This is a genomic window from Actinospica robiniae DSM 44927 (assembly GCF_000504285.1).
GTDB classification, from domain to species: Bacteria; Actinomycetota; Actinomycetes; order Streptomycetales; family Catenulisporaceae; genus Actinospica; species Actinospica robiniae.
In genome coordinates, this window is the sequence record NZ_KI632511.1 from 8,516,624 (window position 1) to 8,537,174 (window position 20,551).

Here is a 20,551-nt window from a genome sequence, read left to right on the forward strand (position 1 = left end):
AGGATCACCCGGTACTCCAGCATCCTGGGTTGGTCGTACAAACGCCGTAATCATGCTGAAGCGCGCCAGGGTGGAGCGCGACACCGGGAGAGTAGAGGTTCATGGATACGTCACACACGCCGACGGTAGAGGGCTCGTACGCACGCGGGATCTATGCGGTGGACGTCCTGCGCTCCCTCGGCGCAGGACCGCACGCGCTCCACGAACTTAAGGAGGTCACCCAGCTCCCGTCCTCAACCCTCTGCAAGATCATGGCGTCAGCGATCGCGCTCGGCGTCGTGCGCAAGCACGGGCGGGGCTATTACGAGCCCTGCGGCCCGGCTCCTCTCGGCCATGTCTTCGTTCCCGCGGACGAAGCCGCGCAGAGGCTCGGGATCCCGCGCGCCGCATGGAGCGCCCTGGTCTCGCTGCAGGAGTTCACCGGCGACCTGGTAGCGCTGCACTGCCTGATATGGAACGGATTGCCCTACCATTTGTGCACCGTGGCCGTCACTGGCGCGGACCCTGCGCTCGAAGCGCTGCTGGTTCGCTGCGACCCGCGCAGCGCGCGGCCGCTGACGTCCGGCGCCGTCGGGCATGCAATGCGTGCGGCCCTGCGCCCTCGCGCTCGGCAGTTGGCCGGCGGGATCGAGGAGAAGCGCGGGGCGTTGTGGTCCGAGTCACCCGCTGAGCCGCTCGAATCCACGTGCGAGCGCGGTTACGCGAGAACCGTGAGTACCGACGGCTACGAGACGCTCGCCGTTGCCCAGTTGGGCCACGGGGAGGTGTGTGGCGCACTGAGCGTCACCTGCGCCGCAGGAGTCAAGGCCTCTGAAGACCGGGCAGCGAAGTTGCTTAAAGCTGTCGACTATGTCCAGGCTCTGCTCGAGGGCCCGCGCGCGGCCGGTTCGTCGCTGGCTCCGTTGTAATGCCGATTGACTTTCGGTTGAGTGGCTGTCCAGTCCATGAAGAGCGAGCGCCTTGATCTCGATTGACGAGAGCGGGCCTGTCGGACCACCAGGGAAGGAACGACGGCGCCCGTCGCTTGTCAGGCGTGTTCGGGACGTCCGCTTGCAACGCCCAGGTTGCCGGCGGGCGCGGGCGTGTTTGGAGAGTGCTGATACCGTCCCGGCATGGCGAGAGAGGCCGTGATACGCGGTTATCTGTTAGAAGAGTGCCTCGCGTGGCTGTTGCGCGGCAGCGGCTACCGGCTGTTGGTGAGCGTTGAGGACGATCCGGTGGAGCTCGAGGCGCAGGGGCAGGAACTAAGGGTGCGCGGTCGGGGCACCAGTCACCAGGTCGATGTACTTGGCGAACTCGCCTTCACCCCGGCGTTCTCGCTGCCGGTTCGGATGTTCCTTGAGGCGAAGTACTACTCCACCCCGTGCCGTCTGCAGGTGGTGCGCAATGCCCATGGCGTGATCGACGACGTGAACCAGAACTATGCGAATCGCCCCGGCGCCGGCCGCCCGCAGCGCCGGTTTCACTACGCGTACGCGTTGTTCTCAGCCAGCGGTTTCACGACCGAGGCCCAGCAGTACGCCCTGGCCCAGCAGATCTCCCTGGTCGACCTGTCCGTCTCCGCCTTCGCCTGGCTGCTCGAGCCCATCGCACTTACGGCCGGAAAGCTCTATCGGCGCCAGAACCGCTTCAACGTCGAGAAGTTCCCTGTCAGTTGGCTGCGTGTGCGTCTGCGGGCCCTACTGGGCACGGTTCCTGCTGAGGACCTGCCGGAGATCGAGACGGGTGCGCCGCTGTTCGCCTCCGCGGCCGAGCAGGTCCTCGTCGCGCTCGCACAAGCGCTGAACGCCCACCAGCAGACACAGCTACTGCTCGGCTTCCCGGCGGCGCCGTTCGTGCTCGCGCTGCGCGCCGAGGACAAGGCGGCGTTCCGCACGTTCGCGGCCAAGCGCCCGAGCCACCCGGTGCGCATCCGGCGCCTCGGCGGCGACCCCGGCGAATGGCTGGCGAGCCCGGTCGAGGACGAGAACGCATACCAACTTGCCTTCACGATGCCCGAACAGGTGGAGCAGTGGATCAGCGGGAACGAAGACGAACGCGTTGCCCGCACACGTCAGATCAAGTCCGATCTGCTGTCCGCCATCACGATCTACGACGAGGACGGTTACGGCGAACAGCTCGTCTACCGACTGCGCTACGCGCCAGGCTCGCTGCGCCGACGGTGAACCGGATTAGGGCGCGCGTCGGATGGTCGCGGGGACTCTCGTGCCGAGACGTGTCCGGCTGACGCCGATGCTGACACAACGATAGGTCTAGCATGTGTAGCCGTGTGGAGTCACTCGATCTCTCAGCGTATCGGGTTTGCTGTCGTCGATCTTGAGACGACAGGTCTCAACCCAACTGGAGCCGACCGCGTCATTGAGATCGGCGTGGTACTGCTCAGTCCTGACCTTGTGGTCCAAGAGCATTGGTCGACGCTGGTAGATCCAGGCCGCGATGTCGGGCCGACGCACGTGCATCACATCACCGCCCGCGAGGTGTGCGAGGCCCCGAAATTCGATCGGGTGGCAGGCGACTTGGCCGGCCGCCTTGCCGGACGGCTCTTCGTCGCGCACAACGCCTCCTTCGACGTGCGCTTCCTGGTAGCGGAGTACGGTCGTCTCGGGGTCCAGATCCCGCTCAGCCCCGAAGGCTGTATCTGCACGATGGCCGCTGCCCGCACCTACCTTCCCGAAGCGCGGCGCAATTTTGTCCTCGTGCTGTCGAGCGGCCGGAGTCGTGCAAGTTGGGGCTCACGACGCGCTCGCCGACGCTCGGGCGACCGCCGGACTGCTCGGCTACTGTGTGGCCAGGTCCGCGGGGTCATTTTGGGATCAGGTGCTCACCACTGCAGCGAACCAGTCGTGGCCGTCGATGGCCGCTTTGGCGACTCCCGTGATGCGACGTTCGGACGTCCGCGAGCGCGTGCCGCCGCACTTTCTGGCACGCCTGGTCGAGCGGCTTCCGCGGATGGAGTCCCCGCGGCTCGATGAGTACTTCGCAATGCTCGACGTCGTGCTGATGGACCGCTATCTTGCACAGTCCGAGGCGGACTCGCTGGTAGCTCTCGCGACTGAACTCCAACTCGATCGGGCGACGGCGCTGAACGCACACCGGTACTACCTGACGAGTCTGGCTCGCGTGGCTCTTCAAGACGGCATCGTGGCAGAAGCGGAGAGAACGGATCTGTCAGCCGTCGCAGCCCTCCTCGACCTTCCGGCCGACGCGGTGGACGACGCACTGGCGCTGGCGCAAACATTGGTGGACCGGAAGATTCCGACCGCGGCGCCATTCGCGCTGAACCGAGGTGACCACGTGGTCCTGACGGGCAGCATGACCAAGTCGCGCGAATTCTGGGTAGAGCGAGCCACGAGCGCCGGACTCGTCGTGCAACCCTACGTAACCAAGAGGACAAGGCTCGTAGCTGCAGCCGATCCTGACTCGCAGTCAGGAAAGGCGGTAAGAGCTCGCCTCTATGGCATCCCGATCATCACCGAGGATGCGTTCGGCCACATGCTCGATGCGCTGTAGTGGGGCGCTGCTCTTTCCCCGCTGGCTATGTTGAGTCGGAGATGACGGGGCACATCTCGGTACCTGAAGTACGAGGGGCGGGGCGTGGGCTGACTGCCCACGTGGTTGCCGAGGCTGACACGTGGCGCTAGGCCACGACGGCTTCGCCCACCGCGAAGTCTGTACTTGGCTCAACCGCCATCGGTGCCGTAGTGAGTCCGTGCCAGGGCGTGCAGGACCACGGCGATCGGGTCGTTGCCCAGCAGCGCGGTTATTTGCCGGGACGTGATGCAACGACCCAAACGAAAACGAGTGAATATTGTCATTTGAAGCCAGTCGGGAGACGCTTGAGGAATGATCGAACGCAAGGCGCTCAACGACCGGCAGTTGTCCCTCCTCAAGCGCATCGCGGCCGGCGACGATCTGAGCGGCGAGACGGAGACGCGCGTGAGGATCTCTGCGTACGCGCTGAGCAACCGCGGTCTGATCAAGATTTCCAAGCGCGGTGGCGTATTCAGGGCCGTGGCGACGCAGGCGGGGCGGGCGCACGTCGCGCGCGATCGATCGGCGGCGGTTGTGCCGCAACAATCGTCGCGCGAGCCACGGCAGGTGTCCGGCTCGAACCGTAGGGCGCCTGCCGCGACGGTCAAGGCTGCCGTCACGCGGACGGCGCAGGCCGCTGAACTGATGGAGAGGCTCTTGCTCGAGCCAAGGTTCACCGTCGTCCAGCCGGCGGAACAGGAACTCGCGACCTGGCGCAAGATCGTCGCTTTCGCTGTACGACATGGCTGTGTTCCTGAGGGAAAGCGGCTCGAGATGACCGTCACTCGGGACAAGGACCTGGAGATCGCGCTGCTCGATGCGGTACGTGTGAGCGCCGAGGCCACAGGGCGCGCCATGGAAGCCCCGACCGTGCGCGTTCCCGAGACGCTGCGGGCATGTCATCCAGTCATCGCCGAGCTTCGCGATGACGAGCACCGTCTCATGATGCCCAAGCAGCAGCGCCGGCGCTGCCTGCTCATCCTCCAGGCGATCGCGCTCGAGGCGCAGCGGCGCGGTCACATCGTCAAGGACGAGGCGGTAGAGGGGAACCAGTACGGATATTACGGTGGCGGCTACCGGGCCCGCGACGGTGCGATCAACGTGACGATCGACGGCTTTGGGTTCGCTGTGAGGGTTGGGCAGGTCAGTCCGAAATCGTCGTTCCCTGAACGTCTTGAAGCGCTGGTACTCGAACTGCCGCAGCGTGGCGTGCGCGATCGCCAGACGAGGTGGGCTGATGGCAAGCGCAAGAAGGTCGAGGACGTCCTGGACTTGATCCTTCCCGAGTTGGAACGCCAGGCCGAGGAAGCGAAGCAACGCAAGATCGAGGAGGATCGCGCGAAGGCTGAGCGCCGAGCCCAGTGGGAGCAGGCGATGACACTTGCGAAGGCTTTGGCCGTCACGGCAGCAAGGGCGAAGGTTCTCAAGCAGCAAGTCGAGGACTGGCGTAGAGCTGCGACGCTGCGCGAGTACCGCGCCGCCCTGGCGGACCGGATCGCGCAAGCTGAACGCGACGGCGAAGGGGTGGATGACGGCATGCGCGCCTGGGTGGAGTGGGTCACGGTGTATACCGCAGTTGTTGATCCGCTGACCTCGATTCCAACCTTGCCGGAGGTCTCGGAGCCCTCAGCGTCGGACTTGGCTCCGTTCCTGGGCAAGTGGAGCCCCTACGGCCCGGAATCGAGCTACGGCTGGCGGGGCTGATATCCCGCCCGAACATCCGCCGGCGCGAGGCGCGGGACTTCTGGGTGTATGGCGAGCGGGCGATGCGCGGACCGTCCGGCGCCGATCGGCACGACTCGGGTCGATGCCCTGACAGGGCTTCGGGCGGCATCGTGCGCCGTACACGTGCGGATTCCGTCCCGTCGCACTCTGTCTGGTGTCAGACGGCGTCATGCCCCATGTTTCACCGTGAGCAAGATCCAGGTGCCCGTTCTGAGTCAGGCATTGGCAAGGCACAGACAAAGAAGTGTCAGCCCGTAGATCATGATCGCGAGGTGCAGGACCACCCACAGGCCATGAAGTCGGATGCGATGCAGCCTGGGGAAGGCATGGTAGTGATCCGCTCGCGCCTGCACCAACCTCTCGGCACTGCCCAAGGCCCCAAGCTCAACGAGATCCCGGGTCAAAGCTCGCGCCTGGGTCAGGTGGTAAGTGGCCCTCTCGTAGTACTTCGATACAGCGACTGCGCCATAGAGGCCAGCCAGCATAATAAAGATACACAAGGGGATGACATAAGGAGAGAAATGCTGCTGCACGATCAGAGCGCTCAAGGCGGCCGTGATGACAATCAGGAGGTTGGTCAGCGTCGAGCGCTGTGTCTCGCACTGGCGCAGTTGCTCACGATGCTCCTTCCAGTAGGCGCGTATCGCCTCGTCTGAGATCCCGGCCATCAGCTATGCCCCACCCGCTTCGGATAGAATGTGCGCGACCGCTCCGGTTCCCGGGCGAACCCCTACCAGTGGAGACAGTGTAGCGTGAGGGTCTTCATCAGCAGCGTGCGAAAGGGCTTGGAGGAGGAGCGCGATTCCCTTCCTGGCTTGATCACTGCGCTGGGCTATACGCCGGTGCGCTTTGAGGACTTCTCGGCTCAGGCAACGCCGAGCAGAGAGGCGTGCTTGCACGCTCTTGAGTCGTCAGACGTCTGCCTGGTGCTGCTGGGTCCAAACTACGGTCATGTTTTTCCAGAGACTGGGCAGTCAGCCACTCACGACGAATGGGTGCACGCCCAGAAGTTAGGGATGCCGCGACTCGTTTACCGCAAGACCGGGGTGATGTTCGAGCCCGAGCAGCACGAGTTCACTCGACTCGTCGAAGCATACGCCACAGGTCTGTTCCGGGATTCGTTTCGGAACACTTCAGAACTCCAGGTCAAGGTTGTCCAAGCGCTACGCGAGTTGAGTTCAAAGCCGTCCGTCTTGGAATTTAAGCGGTTGACTTATTCGCCCGTCGTGAGCTGGATCGCGGACGCCAACGGAGAAAACTCCTCCAGTATCAGCCAAGGGGCGCTGCTCGAAGTTCACATTCTGCCTCTGGATCGCCACGGGTACTCTGCTCGCGAAATGGAGCTGTTCACTGAATCGCTGACAAACCGGGTTCGAGGGACCCGCTATATCAGCGACGACGTCGCACTCCGCGTCTCCAAATCTAGAGACCATGCGGTTGTCAACATCGAGAGCGGTCGGCGACCAGCATGGGACAAGCCCCAGACCTGGAGGATCGTGGAAGTACGGCTGTATGGAACCGGCCAGATCTCGGTCAGGGCCACTCTTCCAAGGGACCAGATGGGCTCAATTCTAGACACCGAGGCATTGCCGAAGCAGATCGCTGAAATGCTACGTTTGGCGGGGGCGCTGGGCATTATCCAACAGGAGCATGTAGCTGTGGCGGTTGGTGTGTCACCCAATTCGCTCATCAGCGTCGACACTTTTGATCCGAATCGCTCGCGATCTCGCGCCCAACCCTTGGGTTTTGGCCGTCAGCTTGGCATGCTACGTACTGAACCGGACGAGGCTGTCAGCCTGGCTGCTTTGGGGAATGGAGCCGACGAAGCCGCCGACAGCCTCGCCCGGGTCCTGTTTGCCCAGATCGCGACATAGCGGGGAGTCGGACGGCCACGTTCAGGTCAAACGCAACTTGAACGAACCGTTACCGGAAGGATCCTTCACCTGGCTGAGGCGAAGCGACGCTACACGGCGTCGGGTCGGGACTGCGTCTACGTCCCGGCCCGACGCCGTGCTCTCAACGGGCTACAAGCCTCACTCGCTGCAAACTGGCGCACTGCCGACCGTCCACGCCGTCGTCGACCCCGTCCACCGACTCGAGCGGAGGCCGAAACTTCTCGGTCAGATCGTGGATGCCTCCGCGATCGTTTACCGCTTGAGGGCACCGAGTTCGTCGTCACGGCAATCGGCAAGGACCAGGGGAGGCTCGCTGTCGGCAAGCAGGTTACGGCCGACTTCCCGGTCGGCTGCACACTGCGAACGTCGAGTGACGAGGGACCCAGGAATCAGCGCGGCGTGCGTGAGCCGGCGCTCGGGCACGGCCAGGACGCACGCGTGGGCGTCTGCCGGCTCGGCATTCCCAATCGTGGTCACCGCCCGGCCTCGCGCGGCGCCCACCGCGCCGTGCGCACCACCGGCGCAAGCATTTCCAGCAGGTCTGTTCATGCGACGTTGTTCTCTGCGATCGAGTCCGGAGAGTGCGCTCGTGCGCGAACACCACGTTTCACTGCGGACTGTCAGGGCTATGTATCACTTCGGCCACCGTCCGTGAGCGAGGTGGTGGGGAGGGGCATCGGGTGGATGGCTCGAGCTGGCAGAAGGAACAGATCAGCAAGGCGTACGTGCTCGCCGTCGCCACCGAGGCCGGTGCGACCCTCGCGGACTGGAACGTCGACAAGGATGGCGTCGATGTCACCCTCCGCCGCGGACAGCTGATGGTCGACTTGCAGCTCAAGTGCACTGGCTCGGCGCGAGTGAGCGGCGGGGACTACACTTTCGACCTCGATGTGCCGACTTTCGTCAAGCTCACCGATCCTGATCGTTCGGCCCCGGCCTATCTGTGCTTGCTGGTCGTTCCCAAGGCACTGCGGGCGTGGCTTCAGCATCACCCCGAGGCCCTGCTACTACGATGCCATGGCTACTGGGCCGGCATGCGAAGCGATCACGCTCCGCGTGGCAACGCCACCACCGCGGTCCGACTGCCGCGCGCCAACCGCCTTGACAGGACCGCCCTAGACCATATGTTCGAAGAATCGAGGAGAATGGTCCGCGGTCATTCCGGTCAGGGAGGTGGATGAGTGCCAGCACCCGCCGCACCCGATAGCCTCGAGACGCTCGCCTACCTCAAGAACACCGGATGGCACCCCGTCAGCCGCAGCCGCGTGGCTGAGTACTGGGCATATCCGGGCCGCGAGGGCGTCGAGGTCCTCGTCCCGATGATTAGGACCGCCTCGGACTACGACAAGCGCTTCCGGCTGCTCACCGGCGATCTCGCACGCTTCGAGCGGCGTGAACCGGAACGCGTCCGCGAGGACATCACGCTCGTCTTCGACGATGTTACTCAGCTGCGGGCTCAAGGTAGCGAGACGGACGGATCCATTCCGCTCCAGACCGGTATCAGTGTGTTCAACTCGGCCAAGAAGTTGATCGTGGCAGCTGCCGCGGCAACACTGCGACGGCAGTCCTACATCAAGCGCACGCCAGCGCGGGCTCGGGAACACGCAAGCCGTGTGCGACTCGGCCACACGCGACGCGGCTCCTACATCGTCCCGATCATCAGCAAGGCCCGTCCACCGGAGTACCAGCCGGACGCGGGCATGATTCCGATCGACCCGGAGATCGAGGAGTCCCTTTTCGACCGAAGGGTCGTGGTCACGTTGTCCCGCGCCCTTGGGACGCTTCAGGAACTGGCTGTGGTGCGCGGCTCGGCGCCGCGCCCCTCCGAGGTGACCGACGCCGTCGGTGAAGGGGTTTCCTATGAGCTGTGCAAGGCGATCACCGACGTCCTAGTCCCGCGTGAACTCGACGAGGTCGATGTCGAGTTCCAATGGGCTCTGGGTGTCGGCAGGCCCGTCGCGCCGGTCGAGGCCGTGAGCTTCCCGGCAGAGGCACTCGGTCCTCTCAGCGAGATCGCCGGACGCCTCAAGACCATGCCGCAGGAGCGGCAGGACGTCATCTTCGGCGTCGTCGAGGACCTGCACGACAGCGAGTCCGAGCCGGACACCGTGATCGGTGTCAGGGCGCTCGTTGACAGCCGGGTCCGCATGGTCTGGGTCACCCTGGACAAGCAGTCGTACCGCGTCGCGCTTAGGTGTCACGCGAACCGGCAGCGCGTCGTCGTACGGGGAACGCTTCGCACGCCGCCCAACCGAAGGGCGACCATGACACCCACCTACTTCGGGCCCGAGGGCACCATCGATTCGCCGGGCACTTAAGAAGACCCCGATCGATCGCTGGGCGAGCGGGCGGATTCCCGCCGACGGCGTCCGGCGTCGCGCAGACTCGGCCGCACGCTAAGTTCCTCACCTGGAAGGTTCCCGCCGTGTGCGGTCTCCTTCTCGACCGGGATGAAGGCCCTGGCACCGCGGAAGGCGAGCAACACGCGGTCTGGGGCGGCCCGTCGGCTCACCGGCTCTCGCCGCGCACGACATCGACCGGGCCGGCGGTGTGCTCGTCCAGGAGTGCGCGGGCCTGGCCGTACGACAGAGCCGCCGACGGACCACCATGTCAGCTGAGCACGGGCATCCCAGATGCGGCGCGATCACGAGTTAGCAGTGCCGACCCGACCTGGTGGTTCTCATAGAGAACTCGCCAGGCTTGCGCTCTACCGACGCACGATCGCGTGGGCGCTACTCTGTGACCATGGGGTGTACCCAGGACGATGGATGCAACGCGGCGGCTCGGGCTCAACGCGGTCGGCGCTACGCGCTGTCGTGCTGCCGTTATGCCATGGTGGTGTTCCCTCGTGCAGTCTGGCCAGAACGGCGGAAGGCCGAGCGTGATCATCTCATCACGGCTTCGAGCGGACTGATCGGCCCCATCCGGCACTCGACAACCCGTAATGGCACAGTCCGGCACGCGTGCCAAGTCGTGCCGTTCGCTGTCGCCGAGTGCCGGATGGTACCGGGCGGTGTCGCATCGTCCCGGGGAGCCTTCCTGACGGATCAGCACGCGACGGACTCAGGCGGACGGATTGTGACAGGTTTGGGTGCTTGATCGACCCGGCTGGTTGACGGCCTGTCAGGATACTGTGATCATTGGTCGGGTGACCGCGTCGGAGCAGCCTTCGTATGAGGAGTTGCTGGCCGAGAACGCAGCGTTGAGGTCCGCGGTGGCCGAGTTGTCGGGCGTGGTCGAGGTGCTGCGCAGCCAGGTCGAGGCGCTCAAAGCGCAGTTGTCGGCGAACTCGCGCAACTCCTCGAAGCCGCCGTCCTCGGACGGGTTGGCCAAGCCGTCGCCCAAGTCGCTGCGCGGGCGCTCCGGGCGCAAGCCCGGGAGGCCGAAGGGCGGCCCGGGGCTCACCCTCGATCTGGTGGCCGAGCCGGACCGGGTCATACGCCACCGCCCGGGCTCGTGCGCGGGCTGCGGGAGTGCGCTACGCGATGCCGCGCCGGTCGCGCTCGAACGTCGGCAGGTCTTCGACGTTCCCGCAGCGGCGGTCACGGTGACCGAGCACCGAGTGGTCTCGTGCCGGTGCGCCTGCGGGACGGTCACGGCCGGCGCGGCTCCCGCGTACGCGTCGAAGACCGTGCAGTACGGGCCACGGATCACCGGGATCGCCGTGTACCTCCTGCACGGACAGTTCCTCTCGAGGGCCCGCACCGCCCAAGCCCTCTCGGACCTGTTCGGCCTGACCCTGGTGCCCTCGACCATCGGCGCGATGGTCAAACGTGTCGTGCGGCCGCTCGGCCCGGTGCTCGAACGGGTCCGCACGGCGATCGCGGGTGCGCCGTTGGCGTTCTTCGACGAGACCGGGATGCGGGTTGCCGGCGCGTGCCACTGGCTGCACTCGGCGTCCACCACCCGATTCAGCCTGCTCACGGTGCACCGTCGGCGCGGGCGTGAGGGCAGCGACGCGGCAGGGGTGCTGCCGAGTTTCATCGGGATCGCGGTGCACGACGCCTGGGCGCCGTACGACACCTACACCGGCGCCACCCACGCACTGTGCAACGCCCACCTGCTGCGGGAACTGCTCGCGGTCACCGAAACCGGACGCGATGCGGACAAGGCGTGGGCCACCGCGGCGATCGAGACGCTCCTCGCGCTCAAAGCAGCACTCGAACGCGCCGTGCACGACGCCGGCGGCGGTCCGGTCGAGGTCGACACCGCCGGGTTCCACACCGCCCGGCTCACGCAGATCGCCGCACACGGGATCGAGAGCACCGCGCAACGCGAGACCACGCTGGTCCGCAAGCACCACGCCCTGGCCGTGCGCCTGCATGCCCGGATCGAAGACTACGTGCGCTACGCGCGTCACCCAGAGTTCGGGATGTTCTTCGACAACAATCCGGCCGAGCGCGAGATCCGGATGCCGAAGAACCGCATCAAGATCTCCGGGAGCATGCGGACCCTGACCGGAGCACGCGAGTTCGCCGCGATCCGCTCCTACACCGCCACCGCCGCCAAACACGGCCTCGGTGTTCTCGACGTGCTGATCCAGGCCGCCGAAAGCCAACCCTGGACCCCACAGACGACCTGACGGCCACCCAGCATCACGGTTGCCAGCTCACCAACCCAAACCAGTCACGACGGATTTACACTATCCGGACGGTGGCGGCAGCAGACGGACGCGCGCCGAGCCGAGATCTGACGGTAGCTCAGCGAACCCTGACGGCTCATCCACGATGTTCGCCTTACGGCAGGGGCTTGATGGTTGAATCTGCCTGTTCGGCGCCGGATATGTCCGTTGTGGGGCATGCGCTGGCGGCGCGTGGATCCGAGCCGATGGCGAGCGAATGGCGAGCGGGCCACGTCCGGACTATCCGACACGCGTCGGCGCGATCCGAATTTGTACGGACGGTGGCGGACTCGTATCATCAAGGGTGGGTGGACGATCCGGTACTGGGTGACACGTACTGGTATAGACTGGCATAGAGCGACATTGATATCAGGGGGCTCATAATCCTCCGGTCGTGGGTTCGAGCCCCACCCGCCCCACCGAGGTTGGACATCCAACTACGCCGATGAGCTGCGGAAACGCGCAAATTCGACTGAATGGTCGAACCTCTCGACGCCTCGTCAGCCCCATTTTCACCCGGATGGCGAGCGAATGGCGAGCGGCCGCGGGCCGACACTCTTTGTCAATACTCGGTTATAGCCGACAGTATCCGTGCGATCACGGTTTGCGTTTGCCCGTAGTCGGCGCCGCCGATGTCTTCGCCGGAATTTCACGGCGTCCGGATCATTACGGTCCGTGTCATGTGATGCGGTGCAGTATCGGATCGTGTCAGATGGTGCCAACGGATGTCGCCGGTAGTGGCGTGCCGATTTTCGCCGGATGGTGATGGGCGATGCCATCTGAAGCCGACGAGTGCCGTCGGGTGCCATCGAGTCCGCTCTCGGAGCGCGGCGCACTGGCCGTGCCTGATCGTCATCGGTCGACCGCATCCGTCATGGGGCAACACCCGGTGGCACGCCGCGGGATGTCCCGGCACCATCCGGCAGGATCTGACATTGCCCGTACTCAGGCGGACGATCTGGGATTTGTTGTGGGCTCCGGGCTGTGGGGAAGCGTCATTGTGGCACGGAACGGCACCGTCCGGCCCGTGTAGGCAGCCAATGGCATCCGTTGGCACGGACCGGCATCATCCGGCATCGCGGCCGGGTGCTGACCGAGGATCGCGACATGCCGACAAGGATACGGGCGCCTCCGGGACAAGTGGGGACGCATCAGTTTGAGCCAGGAGGAGCCGGCGTAGGACACGGTTGCGCGGTTGGCAGTCCGAGGAGTCCGAGCAGCCCGATGCAGATCAATCAGCGACCGTCGGGTCTGTGCGAGCAAAGTCGCCTCGACCCTGGCTGACAGCAAGTGGCCTCCGATGACGCGGCCACTCTCGACGGTTCGAGTCCTGAGCAGGGAGCTTTGCAAGGATGTCAACCGCTTTGATGGGCAGGGCAGGATCACCGCCAGGTCGAGCAGGCTCAGCCGGCGCCGGGCGCTGGCACTCGTCGCGCAGCAAGGAAGCGGCAATTGGCTCGTACGTTCGCGCCGTGCCCGCAGACCAGACTGGCGATCGCTGCGATCTTCACGACGCGGGAAGATCGCGAGTGAGTGGTGGGTTCAGGGCACCAGGCAGGCGAGAATCTCATGGGCGAGCAAAGCACCGCTGGCAGCGATGATGGCGCGTCGCCCATTCATTGCGCGGAAATGTCCTCGAGGCTGTCGAGGTCGTAGTCGAGGGAGAGTTCCTTACCATCGAGGTCGATCACGACACTGCCAGCCGCGTGCAGGATGTAGTGGCCTGGAGAAAGGTCCCAGATGGCGAAGCCCTTGGCGAACTCGATGGTGCCGTCGGTCTGGCCAGAGACGACGTGGCAGAGACTGGTGGAGCCGAAGTCGACGCCGATGCGTCCTTGAGCGCGCACGGCGCCGAGCTCGCGGGCGGAAGTGACGCGCTTCGACGAAGCTACATTCCGTGCTACTTCCGCGGGCCGAGCGGTATGATTCTCGCGCTCGCCGAGCGGCTGAGTTAGGGCCTGTTTTGGAAGGGTGCTGCGTCGTTCGTGCCGTGCCGGGATGATCTCGGTGTGGCGCGAGGGGACTTGAGCGATGCGCAGTGGGCGGCGCTGAAGCCGCTGTTGCCGGTGGCGGCGACAGGCAGGCCGGCGATGTTCCAGCGCAGACTGATCGACGGGGTGCGCTACCGCGTGCGCACCGGCGTTCCCTGGCGCGACCTGCCTGAGGAGTACGGGCCCTGGCAGACGGTCTACGGCCTGTTTCGCCGCTGGCAGCGCGAAGGCGTATGGGCAATGCTACTCACCAGGCTGCAGGCCGCGGCGGATGCCGCAGGGCGGATCAGCTGGGACGTCTCGGTGGACTCGACCGTGTGCAGGGCCCACCAGCACGCCGCCGGCGCCCGGCGCGACGGTGCGGCGCAGCGACAACCGCCCGGCGGTGTACAACTCGAACCCGCCGACCATGGCCTCGGGCGGTCCCGCGGTGGACTGACCACCAAGATCCACCTGGTGTGCGAGCACGGACAACGACCGCTGGCGCTGATCGTGACGGCAGGCCAGCGCGGGGACAGCCCTCAGTTCGTCCCCGTGCTCGAGGCGATCAGGGTGCCCAGGCCCGGTCCTGGCCGTCCCCGGACCCGGCCGGACCGGGTGCGCGCCGACAAGGCGTACTGCTCCAGCGCGAACCGGGCCTATCTACGCCGTCGCGGCATCCGCGCCACCATCCCCGAGCGGCGCGACCAGGTCGCCGGGCGCAAGCGGCGCGGGCGTGTCGGAGGCCGACCCCCGCACTTCGACCGCGAGGACTACAAGCTGCGCCACGCGGTCGAATGCGGCATCAACCGGCTCAAGCGCAACCGCGCGGTGGCCACCCGCTACGACAAGCTCGCCGTCCGATTCCAGGCCGCGGTCACGGTCGCCGCGCTGGCCGAATGGCTGTGATCAACCATCCGCACCTGCCATGCTGGAGCCCGTTGCGTTACCTGAGCATGGGGGAAGAGCGATGCCCGCCTCGTACTACCGGGCCGAGAGCGAGAACGGCGACGGCATCGACGACCCGTCCGAGGACGCGCTGTTCATGATGATCGACGACCTGAACCACACCGATAACACCTTCGTCGTCATCCAGCCCGACTCCGAGGACCCGGCGTGGTTCACCTCCGTCGCTGTGCTTGAGCAGGGCGGATACGAGGTCGAATGGCGTGACATGAGCCGCCACGACCATGAGCTCGCCATCCACCGGGACATCGGCCGGATCGCCAAGGACCTCACCATCTGGATGGCCGGCCGCAACCGCGGCTAACGATCAACCCAACGCCGCAGTTCCAAAACAGGCCCTAGCACCTGCTTGGGGTAGGCGACAGCCGACCGAAGGGCACGCGGTGACCGCTCGAGGCTCCAGCCAGTTCTGCTAATGCGGGCGACCTGCAGATCAGTCAGCAATGGTCAGGTAGACCCGGGCGAAGTGTGACTCGACTCTGGCCGAGAGCAAGTGGCCGCCGACGACGCGGCCGTTCTCGACGGCCATGCTGGCGTGCACGTGGACGTTCCCGTCGACGATCTCGCCGACACCGCTCATCTCCGCAGGCACCGCCATGCTGAGCGGCACGTCGACGAGAGGGTCGTGTGCTGGCATTGTCGTGAGGACAAACTCGTCGACAGCACCGATCAGCGAGATGATCGCAGCATTCTCGATACCGTCCTGTTTAGCCCGCTGGCTCAGCTCGGCCATAAGTTCCGCGTTGCGAATTTCATATGTGATCACCGGTTACGCTCCGATCATCGGCGATAGATCTCGCAGGAGATTAGCAGCGCACCAACGGGCGCCGGCGTCTCGGGGGTTGAGAGCTTCCGCGGCTAGCAGGCGGGCCGCTGCATCGGGGTGACTGAATCCGGCTGGATCTGCTGCGAGCCGCTGAGCTGCGCACCAGTCGACTTTGAACACCCGTGCGATCACTGCGGTGAGGTACCTGTCACGGGTCTCTGCATCATGGCTGAGCACTGCGGCAACTGCCCGGTTTGCGTCCTGAGCAGGGAGCTTGGCAAGGATGCCAGCCGCGTTGACACGCAGGACGGGATCGCCGCCATCTTGTGCCCACGCCGTCAGCTTGCGATGCGAAGAAGGCTCGACGAGCGAGGCGAGGACGAGGTCTACGCCGTGTGAAGTCTGTACGCTTGCGAGAGGGACCGCGTCGCCCGAGGCCAGCGATGCGTAGAGCTCGCCAGCGAGACCACCGTGCAAGGTAGTGAGGGCAGCCAGCGAGAGAAAGTTCCTGCGGTCCACCTTCGAAAGCCTAGAGGCGGCGCGCAGCTGTTGCATGGGTATGCCCAAAACTTGAGACAGCGCACTGATGGACTTCTCTGTGGATGGCACCCGCTTGCCGCTCTCCCATCGGGCCACTTCGGTCCGGGTCACGGTCGGCTCGGGCAAGGCACTGTTGAGGTGGAGCGCTAGGTCGTCCTGCGTCCAGTTCAGCGCTGTACGTCGTTCGTAAATCAGAGCCCCGACAGACACGCAATCAACTTATCTCACAAACTGGCCCCGTGCGCTGGCCCTGGCAGCGGTCGGTCCGGCGACGTTCAATGATTGGGCCGGGTGCGACGTGGGAGCCGCGCGCCCTGCGCCCGGAGCAAGTTCGCGCAAGTGCCTGTTCTAAGGAGACCTCGATGAAGCTACATTTCGTAGGTAAGGACCCCGACAGCCCGAGCGGTGGTTGCCCTGCCGTGTTCGTGGACGAGAGCTCCGGTGACCTGCTGTTCCAGGGACTGACGGTCACCGAAGCCGGAGCACTCTCGTTCGTGGACTCCAAGAGCGCCATGCAGCCGGGTGAGTCGGTCGTGCGGCTGCCCGCTCGGATGCGGGCGATCATATTGGAGGCCTGTGGTGTCGACGAGCGAGCCGACGTTTGAGGAACTGCTCGGCGCGTGCAGGGTCAGCGCGGTGCATTTGGAGATGCGTGACGCGTATATGACCGACGATCCGGCGTACGTGGAGTGGACCAAGGGCGAGCGTGTGGACGGCGCCGCGGCCTACGCGGACTGGTTCGCACTGGTTCGGGAGACGGTCGCACGCGGCGTCGTAGTCCGCAGGCTCCGCGTGTTCAACGAGCCGGCCAGTGACTACATTCGCTTCGAGCACGCGATCACTTCCGAGCTGAACGTCGCGGCGGGCGAGCGTGTGCGATGGCTTCCCCGCCGCCAGGCCGAAGGATTGCTGCTTCCGGCTAACGAGCTGTGGGTTTTCGACGGAGTGAGGGTACGCTTCGGGTTCTTCTCGCCCGAGGGCGACGACCTCGGTTCCCAGATCACTGAGGACGTCGCCGTGGCGTATTCATGCGCGGACTCGTTCAACTCGGCGTGGGATCTCGGCGCTGACCACGAAGAGTTCGAGCTCCGCTGACCGCCCGCAACCACAACATGTCCCCTGTGCACGGCACATCCTCGTCGAGTGCGCACGCGGCGCAGATGGCCCTTGTCGACCATCTCCAGGAACTGATGGCGGACAAGGGCCTTTCTGCGCGCCAACTCTCCACGAGAGCTGGCTGGCACGAGGCCAAGACTTCCAAAATCCTCAATGGCCGACAACGTCCCACCCGCGAGGACGTGGTCAGCTGGTGCAATGCATGTGAAGCACCGCCTGAGGTGCTCGACCGGCTCACCGCCCAACTCCAGTCAGTCGATTCGATGTGGCTGGACTGGCGGCGAGCCGAACGCCACGGCATGTATAAGCTCAACCGCGAGGTTCGCGAACTCTACGAGCGAACTCGCCAGTTTCGGATCTACTCGCCGTCCATGATCCCTGGGCCGGTGCAGACGGCGGAGTACGTGCGTGCACTGCTTAGCAGCCTGCGTGAGCGTCGCGGCGTGGCGATCGATGACATCGAACGGACCGTAGCCGAACGCATGGCCCGCCAGCACATCGTCTACGAGGGCGGCCACCGCTTCTCGATCCTCCTCGAAGAGGCCTCGCTGCGCATGCAGATCGGCGGTCCGCACGTCCTTGCTGGTGCGTTGCGCCATCTGTTAGCCATCCAGTCGACGCCCTCGATGGCACTCGGAGTCATCCCGCTGGGCGCGGATCGCACGGCGTACTGGCCTGTCGAGGCGTTCTTTATATTCGATCAGTCGCAGGTATCCGTCGAACTGGTGTCCGGATATTTGACGGTCACAGCTCCTGCCGAGATTCAGATGTACGAAGACGGGTTCGCGCGGCTTGCGGAAGCAGCTGTCTACGGTGCTCGGGCGCGAGCTCTGATCGAGCGGGCGCTCTCAGTGCTCGAATAGTCGAGCAAGTTTGCGCAAGTTTGTCGTCGCGGAGCGCATCCGGGGAGTTACCTGGGAAAAGCGCGGCAGCAACCCGCCGCGCCCCTCAAGGTAAGACTGCCGAAGCGAGACGCGATGACCATCATGGCCGAGCGCCCAAGCCCCACTCCCCGTTCTTCCCAGACAACGACGGATTGTGCATCAAGACTCCAGGCGCGAGCGTACTTCGAGCCCAGCATCAATGGCGCTCTCGCCGCCAGGACCGGTGTGGCCTCGCAGCTCGTGCGGTGGGGCTACGCGCCGCTCGCCACGAGAGCCGGATCGATCGTCGGCATCCTCGCCAATTGGCTCGTGGACCATGGGCCGAGTGCTGGCAACATCGAAGTCCTCGTCCACATCGAGGGGGATGCGCTCGAGGTCTGTGCGCGTGACCACGGCGATGTGCTTCCTGCACTCGACAGCTACGACGAACTGCTAAGAGCGCTGTCCCAACTGGCGATGCGCTCGTTCGGTGCTACGCCCGGGCCGGCCGGCGGGAGGATTCTGGGCAGCAGCATCTCGCTCTCATATCCCTGGCGGGCGGTCTACGCCTGGCGTGTGGCCGCAGGTCAGCTTCACGCCGAGCGCACAGTCGACGGTTGGCCGTCCTCCGACGCGGCCAAGCGAGCGATCATGCGAACGCTGGACGCCAACCCTGTGGACGGTGTTGCCCTGGCCGCGGCACACATCGAAGGTCCCGATGGCGAGCGCGCCTCCCTCTACGGGCAGGTAGTGCAGTGACCATGACAGCCATCTTGACCGTTCCGGACGCTGCTCGGGTGACGTTCATCCCGTGCATTGAGGCCACACGGGGAGGCTCGTGATGACAGCGCAGCTTAAGTCTTTGACGCCCGAGCTATCCGCTGTGCATCGGTTCGGCGCGTTGCTGCGCCGCTGGCGGATCGGGGCTGGGTATTCTCAGCCCGAGCTCGCGGCGAAGCTCTACACGTCGAAATCGACCCTCAGTCGTGCCGAGACCGGGGTGCGCCCGTTGCCGCGGGACCTGGCCGAGAGATGTGACGAACTGCTCGGAGCCCGCGGAGCGCTGAAGGCCGCGTGGCACCGTGCCGATTCGAGCCGTACGAACCGAGCACGCGGCGGGCAGGTTCGGCGCGGGAGCGCCATGGGGCATTACGTCGGGAGCTTGTGCTCCTTCGCGCTGCGTTCTCGCCATGCGGAAACTACGGTGCCTGGCAGTAAATCGGCAGCGCCGATGAGCTCGCACCTTACGTCCGATCCGGTAGTTGAGCGCGCGGACCTCGTCGGCCGACGTGACCGAGGCCGGGCCATCGTCTTCGGCAAATGGGAGCCCGGGCGGTATTCGTTGCCGCTCGTTGGCGACGTGCTGCCGGACCCGCCGCCCGCGGGCCCGCGCCCGCGCGTGTCAGCTCGAGTGAGGCCTGGGACGCGTGCCCTTGCGTATCTGCGGGCGGCGGCTTGGCCCTATGGACCGGCTCCTCGGTCCACGACACCGCGGAGATCGCGCGACGGGCGACCGATTATGTCTAACTTCGTGTGGAGCGTGGCGTGGCGTGATCAGCGCCTGGATGCCGCGTGTACGGATATGCAGGCCGGGCTGCTTCTCCGGCATTCGGGAGGCGATACCAGATGGTGCGTCGTTCAGATGAGCACGGCAGCAATGCCGAGCAGCCTGCCAACCTTGCGCCGCGCCCACGACGTCGTACTGGCCTTTCGAGGAGACGCCGTGCGGTGGGTCTGACCCAGGAGGAGTTGGCTCATAGGCTCAGGGTCTCGCCGAGAACCACCTCGCGTTGGGAATTGGGTGAGAGCGAACCGCAGCCCTGGTACCGCCCGGCGCTTGCCAGACATCTCGACGTGACTGTTGAGGAGCTCGACCGTCTTCTCTTCGGTTCGAACACGTACGAGTTTGAGAACGCTGTGCCTCTGGTCTCAAGTCGACGAGGAGGCTGAAGATCGAAGTCATGATGGACGACAGGGTATGGGTGCTTTACCAGCCAGGATGCGGCCCGGAGGATGTAGTGTCGCGTTTCGACCACCGTGCTGCGCCGTTACTCCACAGCCGTGCTCTCGAGGATCTGCCGGATCTGCGCAGGATCCGGGGTCGGCGGCAGTATGGCGATGCGCTGCGGGTTGGACTCGCGCATGACCACGGCCAAACTACCCGGAGGCAGGAAACCGAGGAACCACGCGACCGTCGGTGCCCAGTCGACCGCGTCGCCGTCGTTGAGGATGAGTGGGCCGCCGCGGTAATACGCGCCGGTACGCCACATGCCGTTCATCATCAACTCGAAGGCGAGGTAGTCGCGGCCCAGTACCGGAGCGCGGCTGGTCCGGCTTCGCATCTCGGGGAACCGCTCGGCGAGGCACTGGCTCACAGCACTGATCTCCACAGGCCACATGCGTCCCTCGGGGGCGCTGACGACGAAGGTGTCGAGCATGCCGGTCTCACTCCTGCCGGGAGGCTTGCCTACGAACCTACCTTTCTCCGAGACCGGGCACTGATACACGCTGACCCGCATGCGCAAGCAGGCATTACAGACAACTCGCATGCGGCACGG

The 20,551-nt window shown here is 65.3% G+C and carries 21 protein-coding genes and 1 pseudogene; 17 read left to right on the top strand and 5 right to left on the bottom strand.

The annotated features are described in order from the left end of the window. Positions 1-158: 158 nt before the first annotated feature. From ACTRO_RS36615 to ACTRO_RS36630, 5 genes and pseudogenes are all read left to right on the top strand, one after another. Positions 159-908, top strand: coding sequence for an IclR family transcriptional regulator (locus tag ACTRO_RS36615; RefSeq protein ID WP_157436648.1), 750 nt, complete (start codon positions 159-161; stop codon positions 906-908). A gap of 204 nt (positions 909-1,112) precedes the next feature. Beyond that, positions 1,113-2,165 (top strand): hypothetical protein, encoded by a 1,053-nt coding sequence (locus ACTRO_RS36620; protein WP_034270641.1) that lies wholly within the window; start codon positions 1,113-1,115, stop codon positions 2,163-2,165. A 102-nt stretch (positions 2,166-2,267) separates the two neighbouring features. Beyond that, positions 2,268-2,624: pseudogene (locus ACTRO_RS51555) on the top strand (exonuclease domain-containing protein); the annotation flags it as partial. 193 nt (positions 2,625-2,817) lie between these two features. Then, positions 2,818-3,510 (top strand): hypothetical protein, encoded by a 693-nt coding sequence (locus ACTRO_RS48395; RefSeq protein ID WP_245594600.1) that lies wholly within the window; start codon positions 2,818-2,820, stop codon positions 3,508-3,510. A 333-nt stretch (positions 3,511-3,843) separates the two neighbouring features. Beyond that, a complete protein-coding gene (locus ACTRO_RS36630) occupies positions 3,844-5,235 on the top strand; it encodes a hypothetical protein (protein WP_034270644.1) in 1,392 nt (463 codons plus the stop codon). Positions 5,236-5,471: 236 nt separating this feature from the next. Here the strand turns inward: ACTRO_RS36630 and ACTRO_RS36635 are convergent, their stop codons facing one another. Beyond that, complete coding sequence (locus ACTRO_RS36635; RefSeq protein ID WP_034270648.1) at positions 5,472-5,924, bottom strand: hypothetical protein; 453 nt, start codon at positions 5,922-5,924, stop codon at positions 5,472-5,474. Between the two features lie 84 nt (positions 5,925-6,008). Here ACTRO_RS36635 and ACTRO_RS36640 point away from each other — a divergent pair, with 84 nt between their 5' ends. The 4 genes from ACTRO_RS36640 to tnpC all read left to right on the top strand — a co-directional run bounded on the left by ACTRO_RS36640 (position 6,009) and on the right by tnpC (position 11,733). Next, complete coding sequence (locus tag ACTRO_RS36640) at positions 6,009-7,130, top strand: DUF4062 domain-containing protein (RefSeq protein ID WP_034270651.1); 1,122 nt, start codon at positions 6,009-6,011, stop codon at positions 7,128-7,130. Between the two features lie 701 nt (positions 7,131-7,831). Then, a complete protein-coding gene (locus tag ACTRO_RS36645) occupies positions 7,832-8,332 on the top strand; it encodes a DUF4365 domain-containing protein (protein ID WP_034270653.1) in 501 nt (166 codons plus the stop codon). Next, a complete protein-coding gene (locus ACTRO_RS36650) occupies positions 8,333-9,469 on the top strand; it encodes a hypothetical protein (RefSeq protein ID WP_051451943.1) in 1,137 nt (378 codons plus the stop codon). A gap of 830 nt (positions 9,470-10,299) precedes the next feature. After that, the gene (tnpC, locus tag ACTRO_RS36655) at positions 10,300-11,733 is read left to right on the top strand and encodes an IS66 family transposase (protein WP_063628134.1); all 1,434 of its coding nucleotides are present in this window, start codon (positions 10,300-10,302) and stop codon (positions 11,731-11,733) included. Positions 11,734-13,388: 1,655 nt separating this feature from the next. Here the strand turns inward: tnpC and ACTRO_RS51170 are convergent. Further along, complete coding sequence (locus ACTRO_RS51170; RefSeq protein ID WP_034270656.1) at positions 13,389-13,619, bottom strand: inositol monophosphatase family protein; 231 nt, start codon at positions 13,617-13,619, stop codon at positions 13,389-13,391. Between the two features lie 162 nt (positions 13,620-13,781). Here ACTRO_RS51170 and ACTRO_RS36665 point away from each other — a divergent pair, with 162 nt between their 5' ends. Together ACTRO_RS36665 and ACTRO_RS36670 are read left to right on the top strand one after the other, a co-directional pair. Continuing rightward, positions 13,782-14,651, top strand: coding sequence for an IS5 family transposase (locus tag ACTRO_RS36665; RefSeq protein ID WP_034270658.1), 870 nt, complete (start codon positions 13,782-13,784; stop codon positions 14,649-14,651). A 61-nt stretch (positions 14,652-14,712) separates the two neighbouring features. Next, positions 14,713-15,012: a hypothetical protein gene (locus tag ACTRO_RS36670; RefSeq protein ID WP_034270660.1), complete on the top strand. Its 300-nt coding sequence runs from the start codon at positions 14,713-14,715 to the stop codon at positions 15,010-15,012. Between the two features lie 129 nt (positions 15,013-15,141). Here the strand turns inward: ACTRO_RS36670 and ACTRO_RS36675 are convergent, their stop codons facing one another. Together ACTRO_RS36675 and ACTRO_RS46380 are read right to left on the bottom strand one after the other, a co-directional pair. Continuing rightward, a complete protein-coding gene (locus ACTRO_RS36675; RefSeq protein WP_157436649.1) occupies positions 15,142-15,474 on the bottom strand; it encodes a PCC domain-containing protein in 333 nt (110 codons plus the stop codon). Positions 15,475-15,477: 3 nt separating this feature from the next. Then, positions 15,478-16,224 carry a helix-turn-helix transcriptional regulator gene (locus ACTRO_RS46380; protein WP_084316802.1) on the bottom strand — a complete coding sequence of 249 codons (747 nt, stop codon included), beginning with the start codon at positions 16,222-16,224 and terminating at the stop codon, positions 15,478-15,480. Positions 16,225-16,376: 152 nt separating this feature from the next. On the opposite strand from ACTRO_RS46380, the gene ACTRO_RS36680 reads away from it, so the two are divergent. From ACTRO_RS36680 to ACTRO_RS51565, 6 genes are all read left to right on the top strand, one after another. Beyond that, positions 16,377-16,619, top strand: a complete 243-nt coding sequence (locus tag ACTRO_RS36680; protein WP_034270663.1) for a hypothetical protein — start codon at positions 16,377-16,379, stop codon at positions 16,617-16,619. Continuing rightward, entirely contained in the window at positions 16,594-17,109 is a 516-nt protein-coding gene (locus ACTRO_RS36685; RefSeq protein ID WP_084316803.1) for a DUF6879 family protein, read from the top strand. The genes ACTRO_RS36680 and ACTRO_RS36685 overlap by 26 nt, the downstream gene beginning before the upstream one ends. A gap of 26 nt (positions 17,110-17,135) precedes the next feature. Continuing rightward, complete coding sequence (locus ACTRO_RS36690; protein ID WP_211244534.1) at positions 17,136-17,993, top strand: helix-turn-helix domain-containing protein; 858 nt, start codon at positions 17,136-17,138, stop codon at positions 17,991-17,993. A 246-nt stretch (positions 17,994-18,239) separates the two neighbouring features. Beyond that, a complete protein-coding gene (locus ACTRO_RS36695; RefSeq protein WP_034270665.1) occupies positions 18,240-18,752 on the top strand; it encodes a hypothetical protein in 513 nt (170 codons plus the stop codon). Positions 18,753-18,834: 82 nt separating this feature from the next. After that, positions 18,835-19,731, top strand: coding sequence for a helix-turn-helix domain-containing protein (locus ACTRO_RS51560; RefSeq protein WP_084317223.1), 897 nt, complete (start codon positions 18,835-18,837; stop codon positions 19,729-19,731). After that, positions 19,620-19,943, top strand: coding sequence for a helix-turn-helix transcriptional regulator (locus ACTRO_RS51565; protein ID WP_084316804.1), 324 nt, complete (start codon positions 19,620-19,622; stop codon positions 19,941-19,943). The genes ACTRO_RS51560 and ACTRO_RS51565 overlap by 112 nt, the downstream gene beginning before the upstream one ends. A 98-nt stretch (positions 19,944-20,041) precedes the next feature. On the opposite strand, the gene ACTRO_RS48400 is transcribed toward ACTRO_RS51565, so the two are convergent. Further along, positions 20,042-20,431: a hypothetical protein gene (locus tag ACTRO_RS48400; RefSeq protein WP_034270668.1), complete on the bottom strand. Its 390-nt coding sequence runs from the start codon at positions 20,429-20,431 to the stop codon at positions 20,042-20,044. Positions 20,432-20,551 lie beyond the last annotated feature (120 nt).